Source organism: Leptotrichia sp. (assembly GCF_057270615.1).
Map to the genome: position 1 here is coordinate 1 of NZ_DBHIXN010000054.1, position 12,323 is coordinate 12,323.

Sequence of the window (12,323 nt, forward strand, 5' to 3'; positions counted from 1 at the left end):
AATATATTTGGCTAACAAAAGAAGATACTTCCCAAGAAGCTCCCGCTTCTAAAAGTGGGAGCAGTTCACTTACAAAATTAAAAAACTACTTTACTTTCAAACTTATAACAGTTGAACTATCATAAAATAGATTTAACAATTTTAAATAGTTTGTCTTAAGGTAGTTTTTTCAATATTAATTTTTTTGACACAAAATATTTTACTTAATATAAATCAAATAAACTATATTTAATACTAAAACTCATTTAAATAATATATTTATTTCATAATAAATCTACTATTTTAAATGAGGAACAGTATAAAAAAGAAAGGAATTTTTTTATTTTATGAAAAAAGAAAGAATACAAAGCATTGACATTCTAAGGGCAATTGCACTTGTTCTTATATGTGTCTATCACTGGTTTTCCTACAAAGGAACTTATATTGGAGTTGTTATATTTTTTGCATTAAGCGGATATTTGGTTACAAGTGGTTTGCTTTCAAAAGACTTTTCAGTATTTACAGTAATCAATCGTAGATTAAAAAAGATTTACCCAAGTCTTTTGATAGTGATTCTAGTTTCAACTATAGCATTATATTTTGTAAATAATGGACTTGAATATAAATATAAATATAGTGCACTATTTTCAATATTAGGATTAAATAATATTTATCAGATTATTTCAAAAATGTCCTATTTTGATAATTTTGGAATTATTTTACCCCTTACTCATATTTGGGCATTATCTTTTTTAATACAAATGTATATATTTTTTCCAATCTTAATACAAGGACTCAAAAAACTTAAACTAAAAAATAACATAATCGGTATTATACTTTTAGTAATTGGAACAGTTTCAGCCTTAATGATGGCTTATGTATTTTACGTAACTTCAAACTCTACAGAAGGAGCAGATTTTTCGAGAATATATTATGGAACTGACACTCGTGCATTTTCATTTTTTATTCCAGCTGGAATAGCTTGTTTTTATATAAACAGAAAAATTACAAATAATTCTGAAAAAAAAGCCATATTTATTTTGGGAATCCTTGGTTTAGTTTCAATAATTTTCTTTTCTCTTGAAATTGATTACAGAAGTGCTTATAATTATTATGGATTAATGTTCTTAGCCAGCATCTTGATTGGATTTACAATTGTATTATTTTCAAAACCAGAATTACAAAAATTCAGTCTTTCAAAATATCCAAAATTATTTGCTCCAATTATACGACTTGGACAACATCAATACCAATACTATTTATGGCAATATCCTATTATGGTATTCTCACGTGAATATTTTAAATGGACAAAACTCTCAAATATGCAGCAATTTATTATTCAAATTATTATTCTAATTTTAATTTCAGAGCTATGTTACTTTTTGTTTGAAAAAAATGGTGCAAAATATGAAAAAACTATAAATTATTTAAGCTACCCTATTTTAGCTTCTATTTTTGCAATTCTAGTATATTCTCCAATTTATGAAAATAAAGATTTGGAAGAAATGAAAGAAGTTCAAAAAACTTTAGAGACAACATCTAATGAAGAAAATAAAACTCCAAAGAATGTTACTCCTGCAGCAACACAAAATTCACAAAATAAAAAATTAACAATGGATGAATTACTTGCAGCTTTGAATGCTCCTTCAAAAGGTATTGAAAAAGAGTCAAAGATTCAAGATGAAATTTTGAAAAAATATCCAAATGATGAAAGAGATATATTATTTATTGGAGATTCGGTACTTCATATGACAACAGCTGACTTGAGAAGAAAATATCCAAATGCTATTATAGAAACTAAAATTGGTCGTCAATTTTACGAATTGCCAAATATGTTAAAAAATTATGCTCAAAATGGAAAATTAAGAAAAATAGTAGTCATTGCTCTTGGTACAAATGGTACAATTTTTGAAAAAGATATGAAATCTGTTTTACAAACATTAAAAGGACATGATATTTACTTTATAAATACAGTTATGCCTGATCCTTGGCAAGATAGTGTTAATGCAGAAATCAAAAAAGTAAGTTCTGAAAATCCAAATATAAAAGTAATCGACTGGTACTCTTATGCAAAAGGTAAAAAAGAATATTTTTATAAAGATGGAACACATCCAAAACCTCATGCAGCAAAAAGATATGTAAATCTTTTATATTCTGTTTTGAGTAAAGATATTGTAAATTCAAATAATTCAGGTAATTCAAATAATGGTAATTAATACTTTCTATTAGCCTAACAGAAAATATTTTTCTAATAAAGAAGATTAACTCCTTAATGAATTAATAAAAATTAACAAAAAAGTAAAAGTCGGGAAATCCCGACTTATTATTTTATACTTATATTTTTATTCTTTTGAAAAGATTTTCACTGCATTTTCAAGATCCAGATGACAATACCCATTAGGATTCTTATCCAAATAATTTTGATGATATTCTTCAGCCAAAATATAATGCTTTAATGGTCTAACTTCTACTTGAATTTCTCTTGAATATCTATTTTGTTCATTTTCTACTCTTTTCTTTATTGTATCTGCCTCTTCTTTATCTACATAATAAATCCCCGTTCGATATTGACGCCCCTCATCAAGTCCTTGCCTATTGATACTTGTAGGATCAATTATTGAAAAATAATAATTGAGAAGCTGATTTAAAGATACTATATTTGCATCATACGTTATATGTACTGTTTCAGCATGATCAGTCATTTTTAAAATATCATAATTAGTATCAAGAGTTTGTCCATTTGCATAGCCAACTGATGTTTTAATGACACCTGGAGCCATTTTAAAAAACTTTTCTACTCCCCAGAAACAACCTCCAGCCAAATAGATTTCTTTAATATTTGCCATAAATTATATACACCTGCTACTAAAAATGTATTAAAATATATTTAATACACTGTTACTGCTTAATCGAACATACTTTTGATAAAAAATTATCTACTCGTATTTTTTCTCTTTGCAGTCGTGAATTCCCGATTAGCCATCGGTACACATAATATATTCTCTTTCACTATAACTGTAGCACTTCTCCTTCTTCTTCATTTAGAATATATTATTTATGCTAAAATACTATAATTTTCAATATTTTTCAAATTAAAACTCGCATTAAAATCCCTATTAATTTCAATTCCACAATTATCACATTTACAAATCCTATGCTTTAATTTTAAATTATGTTTACTATATAACTTTAAGCTGGGATAAAATGTAACAATAAGCCTTAATTCAATATTGTTTTCTTTGCATTTGTTTAGCAACTTTATTACGAACTCATAAAATTTCTGATTTAAAATTAATTTTATTATTTTTAGGAAATCTGTTTATTCCTCCTTTAATCCAAAAGCTTCAATAACTATAAATTTGCCCATATATTTACTTATTTCTATTCCATTATAACAATTAATTTTTAACACTTTTTATTTATTGTTATAATTGTACCTTGTAATTATACAGCCTATTAAATAGAAATTACTTAATTATTCCTTTAAATTTACTTATCAAAATGCAAGTGTATATAATAAACTTTTTTTAATAAAATCTTCTATTTTAACTTTTCATTTTCATTTGAAATTGCGTCTTTTAATTGATTTAAAGCCTTTTCCAAAACTGATTTAGGACAAGCTGTATTTATTCTCATAAATCCTTCTAATCCTTTTTGATATACTCGTCCTTCATTCAATCCAAGTTTTGCCTTTGTAAGCATAAATTTTTCCAATTGTTCCTGACTGAATCCGAATTTTTGACATAATTTTCTACAATCTAACCACACTAAATATGTTGCCTGCGGAATGTTTGGAGTAATTTCTGGAATATATTCTCTAAAAAAATTATTTAAGAATAAAATATTATTTTCCAAATATTCTTTTAACTGTTTTAAATATTCTTCTCCACCATCAGAATAGGCTGCAATTGTAGCAACTAAATTAAATGGATTATTTCTATGAACTTCAAGATCCTTCCAAAATCTGTCAAACTTTGATTTCACATCTAAATTATTGAAAACTATTGTTGCACTTTGAAGACCAGCAAGATTAAAGGCTTTTCCTGTTGAAGTACATGTTATTGTATTTTGTCTAATTTTTTCAGAAACACTTGCCATTGGAATGTGCTTGTTATCCCATAATGTTAAATCAGCATGTATTTCATCTGAAATTATAGGAACTTTATATTTTACACATAAATTTCCAATTGCTTCTAACTCTTTGTGACTCCATACGTGCCCTAACGGATTATGAGGATTACATAAAATAAATAATTTTGGGTTTTCTTTTAATTTATTTTCAAAATCTTCCAAATCAAGTGAATACTTACCATTTTTTTCAATAAATTTATTTTCAATGATAATTCTTGCATTATCTTCATTAATATCATAAAACTCTGAATAAACAGGTGTTTGTATCAAAACTTTATCACCTTTTTTAGAAAAAAGCTGTACTAATGATCCTAATGTTGGCACAACTCCAATACTAAAGCTAAGCAATTCCTTTTTTGGTTCCCATCCAAATCTTTTCTTTTGCCAATTTATAAATGACTCAAAATATTCGTCAGGACGATATACATATCCAAAAATCCCATGCTGCACTTTTTTTTCAAGAGCATCAATTATAGGCTGTGCTGTCCTAAAATCCATATCTGCAATCCAAAGTGGTATCACATCATCAACTCCAAACTTTCTCATAAGTTCATTATACTTTACAGAATGATTGTTTTTTCTATCAATAATTTCATCAAAATTGTATTTCATAAAATCACATCCTTTTTATTTATAGTTTTTAATTATTTTTATTGACAATCCTCTAATTACATTATAAAATATATATAAAATACTGTAAAGAGGTAAATTTAATGACTAAAGAATATAACAAGAACTTTATAATACAGCAAAGTGCAAAACTTTTTTATTATAAAGGTTACAAAAATACGGAATTAACCGACATTTTTAAGGCTTGCGAAATGCCTAATGATATTTTTTATAAATTTTTTTCCAGCAAAGAAGAGCTTCTTATTGCTGTTATAAAATATCATACTGAAAATCTTATAAATTTTTTTAATAATAACGTGGACGACTTGTCAATCCAGAAATTTCACTATTTTTTTGAAAAATATTTTGAAAATATTATAAATAATAGATTTCACGGTGGAAGTCCACTTGGAAATCTAGCTCTGGAATTATCCGACATTAACAAAAATATCCGTGAAGAACTTGTAAAATCATACAAAAAAATTGAACTTAGATTCTCATTTTTTATAACAACGTTAAAATATGCTTTTCCTGAAAAATATGATAAAATTATTCCTGAAACAACTGCAAGAATCTTAATTGCAATGCTAGAAGGTACTATTCTCATATTAAAAACAGAAAAAGAAAGCTCTGCAATTAATGACTTTTTTGTAATTTTCGACTCTATTTTTGTAGTTAATGAAACTAAAGAAAATGAAGAAATCAAAAAAAATACAGAAGAAAAATCTCAAAACGATATTTCCAATATTCACACCAATGAAGAAAATACTGACAGTATTTCTCAACATATTTTAGATAATGCACCAAAAAAATCTGACAACGTTAATCAAGAACTTGAAGAAATAAAAAATTCTAACAATCAAGAAAGCAATCACCACAATGATGACATTTATTATGACATTGACTCAGACAGTTTAATTAACGTTTTTGACAATTTGGACAATGTTGAAAAAAATGAAAAAAAAGATGAATAAAAAATTGAAGAAAAGCTTCAAAAAATATTTCTAAGTTTTAAAAATATATAATATTCATATCAACAAAATTATCTTTTATTTTAAATTATATATTACTTAACAAAGGGGGAGCTACCCCCTTATTGTCTTACTTATATTCAAATTTTTCACTAGAAACAATTTTACCATCCTCTGTGACTAATACTTGATAATATGCTAGTTTTCCATATAAAATTACTTTCCAGTTTTTAAATCCTCTTTTATAAAGTCCTACATTTTGAAATTTTATATCTTCACTAAATTTTTGCTTTACTTCAGCAATACTGTTATTTACAACTGTATCTCTTGAAACAACTGCTGAATTTGGAACTACTCTTCTACCAACTGACGAACAGCTAAATAACATTCCAAAACATAAAACTATTATTGTTTTTATTATTTTCTTTTTCACTAATTATTCACAACCTCTATCTTAATTTCAAACTGCAATTGCTTTTTTTCCTTATCCAAATACTTACATTCTATTTTTCTTAAAACAGCATCTGGATTATTTTCCAAAATTTCGTTAATATTTTGGTTAGCTTGCTCAATTTGTTGAAAATTTGCTGCAAGCTGATTATTTGAAAATCCTTTTATTTTTAAATAGTTAAACATATTAAAATCAAACATTAAAATTCTCCTTCCTTTGAAATTAAAGAATTTTTATTCAAATTTATTTTTTTAATTCATTATATGTCTTTTCCAAAATTTCTTCAAAAGATAAATCTGTCTTAAATCCAGCAGCTTTTATATGTCCTCCACCGCCAAAAATCGAAGCTATTTTATTTACATCATATTTATCATTAGCACGAAAACTTCCCTTTAATGAACCATCAATATTTTCCCTTACAAAAAGTGAAATTTCCATTCCTTCAATTCTCAAAAGCATTTCCGCTGTACCATCTGTATCATCTTTTTCAATTCCAAGCTCTTTCATTTTCTTTTGTGTTAAATAATAACTGGCAAACTTATAATTTTCATTAATTTGTTTATTTTTATATACTTCACCAATTAATGCAACTTTTTTTTCACTAACTCCAAAAATAATATTAGCAATTTTGTGATTATTTGCACCTGCTCCAATTAATTTTGAACAAACAAGAAAAGTCTTTTCTGTAACATTATCATGCCTAAAATTCCCAGTATCATTAATTATCCCAAGATATATATACTCAGCAATTTTTTTTGTCAATTCAATATCAAAAATTTCTAAAAATTGATATAAAAGCTCGCTTGTACTGCAAATATCCTCTACATAGTTAAAATCAGCATGTTCTGTATTGCTTATATGATGATCAATATTTATTGACTTTTTACTTAATTTTTTTATTTCCACAGCCCTTCCATATCTTTCTTCATTTGCACAATCCAAACTTATAAATAAATCAAATTTTTCATTATTTTGAGAATATTTATTAAATTCATCACAAAATTTTTCATAATTCCAAATTAGCTTTGTATCTTCAAAATGTTTCATGTATTTAGGCAATTTATCATCAATTATAATTTTTACGTTTTTTTTAATATTATTTTTTTTGCAATATTCATTTATCATAAAATAAAATGCCAAAACTGATCCGAGTGCATCTCCATCAGGACTAATATGCACTGTCAAAATAATATTTTTAGAAATCTTTATTTCATTCACAATCTCTTTTGGAAGAATATTTCCTTTATAATTTTTATTCATAATTTCTTATTCCTATTCTTTAATTTTTAAAAATTTTATATTAGTTACTATTTTCCAATAGAACGTATCATATAACCGCCACCTGTTCTTTTAGCTTGGCTTTCCATAACTTTTAAAGTGTTTGGATTATCTGTCATATTTGACATTACTACATAAGCTGTTCTCCCATTTATAGTTGTTTTTTTATAATAAAAATTTCCACCAAGTCTTTTGGCTATTCCTTTTGCTGTGGCTTCAGATGTTACTGAAGCTACTTGAATATATTTTTTAGGACCTTGATGTTTTTTTGCATTTTCTTTTGCTTTTTTCGCTGCCGCTTTTTTTGCCGCTTCTTCTTTTGCACGTTGTCTAGCAGCTTCTTCTCTTGCTTGTACTTTTGCTTGTTCTTTTATTGATGCCTCTATTTTCTGCTGTTTTTGCATTTCATCTTGTTTTTTTGCATTTTCTTTCGCTTCTTTACGTTTTTGTTCATCTAATTTTTGTTGAGCCTGTTTTTGCATTTCTAATTTTTGAGCTTCCTCTAATGCTTTTGCATCAGCTTGCTGATTATTTGAAGCTTCAGAATCTTTTTTTAAATCTATAGTTTGTGATGACTTGGCTTGTTCCATCTCCTTTGCAACTGTTTCATTATTATTTTCTACGACTTGATTTGGCAAAGTCAGATTATTTTTATAATCTTTTGACTTATAGAAATCCTTATTTCTCACTTTCACGTCTTTTGCAATACTCTCAGTCGTAGTTACCTTTGATTTCTTATATCCTGTAACAAGTACTGCACCATAAACTATAATTGCTACAATTCCTACAGCTCTCATTACTTTAAATGGATTTAATCGAAAACTCATATCTTTCTCCCTTCATTTCCTAATTTTTATTTACTTTTTTACAAAAGTTCTTAACTAACTTTTATATATAAATTATTTTTTTAATAAAAACCAATATATTTTAAATCACTATATAATCTCAAATTTTATATAGTTTATAAACTAATACTATTTACTATTTAAATATTGGACTAATTATAAATTTATTTACAAGGAATCAATGGCCATTATTATCAAATAATATAAAATATAATTTTTATTTTATAAATGGGGATTAACATAAATACATCATTTAAATTATATTTTTTAATATTTTTGTAGAATTTTTGGCAGCTAATTTTACAAAAGTCTCATATTCCATGTCTGATTCATCTGTAATCGAATCAGAAATTGAACGAATTATCAAAAATTTTACACCTAATCTTGTACAAACTTGAGCCACAGCTCCACTTTCCATATCAACGCAAAGTGCTTCAAAATCTTTTCCAAGCTGGATTTTTACATTTTTTTTACTAATAAATTGATCTCCAGTTAAAATTCTTCCAGAAAATATCTGATGCTCAAAATTGCTTATATTTTCAGCTTTTTCAACCAATTTTTTATCTGATTCAAAAGCCCATTCTTTCATTTGTGGAATCTGACCCATTTTATATCCAAATGCCGTAGCATCAACATCATGCTGAACAATATCCTGTCCTATAACGACATCTCCAATTTTCAATCTTTCATCTAAAGATCCAGCCACTCCTGAAAAAATCACTTCATTTACTTTAAACTTTTCTATTAATAAAGTCGCTGTAATTGCAGCATTTACTTTTCCAATTCCAGATTGTACAAAAACAACATCTTTATTGTTAAATTTCCCAGTAAAAAAAGATATTTCATTTACTGTATTTTCTTTAATTTCTTTAATTTCTTTTTTTATTGCTTCAGCTTCTTCGATTACTGCCCCAATAATTCCTATCATCAACTATTTCCTCCAATTTTTACTTTTGCTATTTTTCAGTATTATAAGTGTTGTCATTATTTTCATCATTATTTTTAATAATTGTATTCACATTCCCCTCGTAAATATAAGTATCTTTTAATTTACAAGTTTTGGTTTCATTAGTATCAAGAACTGCCCGAAATTCCCATTTCTCATCTTTTGTAAGTGAGCTAATATTATCAACTGCATCTCCAATTTTTGCTCCATTCTTATCAAAGCATGGAATCTCTATTGTCAAATTTTTTTTAGTTATTCCATTATGTGTCAAAATCCCTGTAACAATGGTTTTTCCACCAGTTATTTCAACATCTGCATCTGAAAATTTATATTTTGTATTCTTAGCTTTGATTTCTCCACTTTTCCCGCCAATAATGCCTCCTATTAATTTCCCTGTTGTCCCAATAACTACTCCAGTAACTCCACCAGCAGCTTTTATAGTCCCTCCAACTACACTTCCAACTCCACCAATAATACTACAAGATGAAGTTCCTAACATTATTCCAAACAATAAAATCCTTTTTTTCACCTTTTCTTTCCTTTTTTCATAAAATTTTATATAACAAAACTATTTTAAAATCAAACTTAAAAATTATAATTATTTTACTCATACAAAATCCCTTTTAAAAAACAGAAACTAGATTTTATTTTCTGATATTTAAAAGTGAAATTTATCAAATCCTATTTTTGTTTTATTCTTGCCAGTTCGATTTTAGAGAGTAAATTTATTATATTATACAATGCGTGACTGTAAAACGACATTAGTATAATATTAGAATAACATATTCCCACTAAAAAAACAAGGCAAATCATCTGATTTTACCTAAAAAATAAAATAGAATCTTTGCCCATATTTATTTAAATTATTGTTCTCAAAATTTCAAAATTTCCAATAGTTTTAGTTTTAATTCCAACAGGAATTAAAATTGTTTCACCTTTTTTAACTGAAAGTTCTTCATTTTCTCCCCACACAATTTTCCCTTCTCCTTCAAGGAATGAGTAAATTGTCATACTTTTATTATTTATATCTTCAAAAGAATCATGAAATCTTATTTTATCAATTGAATAATATTCTTTTTCTATAATATTTTTTTTCAAAATATCTTTTTCATCTTCAGATCCATCAAAATCAGTATTTTTAATTTTCACTTCTTTTCCAAAATCAATCACATCAGCCGAATCTTGCAAATGCAATTCCCTTTTCTTTCCATTTTTATCAATTCTGTCAAAATCATAAATTCTATAAGTAACATCTGAATTTTGTTGAATTTCTGCAAAGATTACACTTCCTTTTAGCGAAGCATGAACTGTTCCTGGCGTAATATCAATAAAATCACCTTTTTTTACAGCCTTTTCCTCAAACAATCCGCTAAAATCATTCTTTTTCACTTTTTCCAAAAATTTTTCTTTTGTAATTCCAGGTTTCATTCCCAAAATTAAAGTAGCATCATCACTTGCTTCCATTATGTACCAAGATTCACTTTTCCCAAATTCATTATGTTTTTTCAAAGCAGTTTCATCACTTGGATGTACTTGAATAGAAAGTCTATCATTTACATCCAGATATTTTATAAGAAGTGGAAATTTATTTGGATATTTTTCATAAATTTTTTCTCCAACAAGCTCACCTTTATACTCTTTATAAATATCATCCAATCTTTGTCCTGCCAGGATACCATTTTCTACAATTCCCATTCCATGTGGATGTGCTGACACTTCCCAAGATTCACCAATTTTCTTACCTTCAGGCAGCTTCATTCCCAATTTTGTTTCAAATTCACGTCCCCCCCAAACTTTTTCTACAAAAAATTTTTTAAACTTCATTGGATATAACATAAAAATATTCTCCTTTTTCATAATTTTTTATATTCTTTTATTTTATAATAACATTGTGAACTACTCCCGCTTTTAGAAGCGGGAGCTTCTTGGGAAGTATCTGCTTTTGTTAGCCAAATATATTTACCAAGCTCTTCGGGTAGTTCCTACCCTGTTTTCTTTTATTTCCTAATATTTCAATATTGCTTTTCCAATGTTTTTTATATTCAGTGCCGCATTGTAATCTCTATCAATTTCAATCCCACAGCACTCACATTTATAGCTTCTTTCTGATAATTTAAGCTCCTCTTTAACATTTCCACATCTACTACAAGTTTTCGATGACGGAAACCACTTATCTATCTTCAAAAATTGTTTCCCTAAAAACATCAGTTTATACTCAAGAATCCTCAAAAACATTCCCCATCCATTATCTCCTACACTTTTACCAAAATTTAATGCCTGGCTCATCCCTTTCATATTCAAATTTTCAACAACCACAGCATTATACGTTTCAGACAATTTTTTTGATAATTTATGCAGAAAATCTTTTCGACAATTTTTAATATACTCATGTAACTTTGATATTTTCGCTTTTTGCTTATACCAATTTTTAGAAAATTTCACTTTTCTTGATAATGATTTCTGCAATTTTTTCAATTCTTCTTCCAACATCCTAAAATATTTTGGATAATCAGCTCTTTGGTTTTCAGAACTGACAAATAATTCAGACATTGAAAAATCAAGTCCAATTACTTTATCATTACTTGGTATTTTTTGAATTTCTTTTTCAAATTCTGTCAAAACAGAAACATAGTAATTTCCATTACTGTTTGTCAATGTTACCGACTTTATTTTATAATCCTTTGGTATTTCTCTATGATATTTCAATTTTACTTTTTTCAATTTTGGCAAAATCAAATATTTTTTTTCCTCTATTCGTATCGAATTGTTCACACAATTTGTTGTATAACTTTTAACATTATTCTTTTTAGATTTGAACTTTGGAAACTTCGCTCTCTTTTGAAAGAAATTTGTAAACGATCGTTTGACATTCAATTGAGCATTTGAAAGTGCCAGACTGTCCACTTCTTTTAAAAATTGGTTTTCACTTTTCAAACTAGCAGGTGTAATTATTTTATTTTTTCCAGTTTCTTCATAAATTTTATTCGCAGTATACAAAATCGTATTGTAAACAAAACGAACACATCCAAAAGTCTTATTTATCAATAATTCTTGATCTTTATTTGGATAAATTCTGTATTTGAATGCTAAATTATATTTCATGAAATTACACC

The 12,323-nt window shown here is 26.7% G+C and carries 13 protein-coding genes; 2 read left to right on the forward strand and 11 right to left on the reverse strand.

Translation table 11 applies throughout. From position 1 onward, the window contains the following. Positions 1–326 precede the first annotated feature (326 nt). Positions 327–2,195, forward strand: coding sequence for an acyltransferase family protein (locus ACO409_RS08710; protein WP_485556422.1), 1,869 nt, complete (start codon positions 327–329; stop codon positions 2,193–2,195). Positions 2,196–2,321: 126 nt separating this feature from the next. Here ACO409_RS08710 and msrA read toward each other — a convergent pair whose 3' ends face one another. From msrA to ACO409_RS08725, 3 genes are all read right to left on the reverse strand, one after another. Further along, positions 2,322–2,825 (reverse strand): peptide-methionine (S)-S-oxide reductase MsrA, encoded by a 504-nt coding sequence (msrA, locus tag ACO409_RS08715; protein WP_485556424.1) that lies wholly within the window; start codon positions 2,823–2,825, stop codon positions 2,322–2,324. 209 nt (positions 2,826–3,034) lie between these two features. Next, the gene (locus ACO409_RS08720; RefSeq protein ID WP_485556444.1) at positions 3,035–3,283 is read right to left on the reverse strand and encodes a zinc ribbon domain-containing protein; all 249 of its coding nucleotides are present in this window, start codon (positions 3,281–3,283) and stop codon (positions 3,035–3,037) included. Between the two features lie 236 nt (positions 3,284–3,519). Next, positions 3,520–4,722: a MalY/PatB family protein gene (locus ACO409_RS08725; protein ID WP_485556426.1), complete on the reverse strand. Its 1,203-nt coding sequence runs from the start codon at positions 4,720–4,722 to the stop codon at positions 3,520–3,522. 101 nt (positions 4,723–4,823) lie between these two features. Between ACO409_RS08725 and ACO409_RS08730 the strand changes: the two genes are divergently transcribed. Continuing rightward, positions 4,824–5,693, forward strand: a complete 870-nt coding sequence (locus ACO409_RS08730) for a TetR/AcrR family transcriptional regulator (protein WP_485556428.1) — start codon at positions 4,824–4,826, stop codon at positions 5,691–5,693. 127 nt (positions 5,694–5,820) lie between these two features. On the opposite strand, the gene ACO409_RS08735 is transcribed toward ACO409_RS08730, so the two are convergent. The 8 genes from ACO409_RS08735 to ACO409_RS08770 all read right to left on the reverse strand — a co-directional run bounded on the left by ACO409_RS08735 (position 5,821) and on the right by ACO409_RS08770 (position 12,312). Further along, on the reverse strand, positions 5,821–6,123 hold the full coding sequence (locus ACO409_RS08735; protein WP_485556430.1) for a hypothetical protein: 303 nt from the start codon (positions 6,121–6,123) through the stop codon (positions 5,821–5,823). Further along, complete coding sequence (locus tag ACO409_RS08740) at positions 6,123–6,341, reverse strand: hypothetical protein (protein WP_485556432.1); 219 nt, start codon at positions 6,339–6,341, stop codon at positions 6,123–6,125. Before ACO409_RS08740 ends, ACO409_RS08735 begins: the two co-directional genes overlap by 1 nt. A gap of 43 nt (positions 6,342–6,384) precedes the next feature. Further along, a complete protein-coding gene (locus ACO409_RS08745) occupies positions 6,385–7,401 on the reverse strand; it encodes a DHH family phosphoesterase (RefSeq protein WP_485556434.1) in 1,017 nt (338 codons plus the stop codon). A 47-nt stretch (positions 7,402–7,448) separates the two neighbouring features. Further along, positions 7,449–8,246, reverse strand: a complete 798-nt coding sequence (locus ACO409_RS08750) for a cell envelope integrity TolA family protein (RefSeq protein WP_485556436.1) — start codon at positions 8,244–8,246, stop codon at positions 7,449–7,451. A 271-nt stretch (positions 8,247–8,517) separates the two neighbouring features. Then, a complete protein-coding gene (locus ACO409_RS08755; protein ID WP_485556438.1) occupies positions 8,518–9,192 on the reverse strand; it encodes a 5'-methylthioadenosine/adenosylhomocysteine nucleosidase in 675 nt (224 codons plus the stop codon). Between the two features lie 28 nt (positions 9,193–9,220). After that, a complete protein-coding gene (locus ACO409_RS08760; protein ID WP_485556440.1) occupies positions 9,221–9,739 on the reverse strand; it encodes an FxLYD domain-containing protein in 519 nt (172 codons plus the stop codon). A gap of 329 nt (positions 9,740–10,068) precedes the next feature. After that, positions 10,069–11,046 carry a type I phosphomannose isomerase catalytic subunit gene (locus ACO409_RS08765; RefSeq protein ID WP_485556442.1) on the reverse strand — a complete coding sequence of 326 codons (978 nt, stop codon included), beginning with the start codon at positions 11,044–11,046 and terminating at the stop codon, positions 10,069–10,071. Between the two features lie 168 nt (positions 11,047–11,214). Further along, entirely contained in the window at positions 11,215–12,312 is a 1,098-nt protein-coding gene (locus ACO409_RS08770) for an RNA-guided endonuclease TnpB family protein (protein ID WP_485556446.1), read from the reverse strand. Between the last annotated feature and the right edge of the window lie 11 nt (positions 12,313–12,323).

Bases quoted from the DNA above. Each gene is read 5' to 3' on its own strand.
- ACO409_RS08710 (WP_485556422.1), top strand. From the start codon at position 327: ATGAAAAAAGAAAGAATACAAAGCATTGACATTCTAAGGGCAATTGCA.
- msrA (WP_485556424.1), bottom strand. From the start codon at position 2,825: ATGGCAAATATTAAAGAAATCTATTTGGCTGGAGGTTGTTTCTGGGGA.
- ACO409_RS08725 (WP_485556426.1), bottom strand. From the start codon at position 4,722: ATGAAATACAATTTTGATGAAATTATTGATAGAAAAAACAATCATTCT.
- ACO409_RS08730 (WP_485556428.1), top strand. From the start codon at position 4,824: ATGACTAAAGAATATAACAAGAACTTTATAATACAGCAAAGTGCAAAA.
- ACO409_RS08740 (WP_485556432.1), bottom strand. From the start codon at position 6,341: ATGTTTGATTTTAATATGTTTAACTATTTAAAAATAAAAGGATTTTCA.
- ACO409_RS08745 (WP_485556434.1), bottom strand. From the start codon at position 7,401: ATGAATAAAAATTATAAAGGAAATATTCTTCCAAAAGAGATTGTGAAT.
- ACO409_RS08750 (WP_485556436.1), bottom strand. From the start codon at position 8,246: ATGAGTTTTCGATTAAATCCATTTAAAGTAATGAGAGCTGTAGGAATT.
- ACO409_RS08755 (WP_485556438.1), bottom strand. From the start codon at position 9,192: ATGATAGGAATTATTGGGGCAGTAATCGAAGAAGCTGAAGCAATAAAA.
- ACO409_RS08765 (WP_485556442.1), bottom strand. From the start codon at position 11,046: ATGTTATATCCAATGAAGTTTAAAAAATTTTTTGTAGAAAAAGTTTGG.
- ACO409_RS08770 (WP_485556446.1), bottom strand. From the start codon at position 12,312: ATGAAATATAATTTAGCATTCAAATACAGAATTTATCCAAATAAAGAT.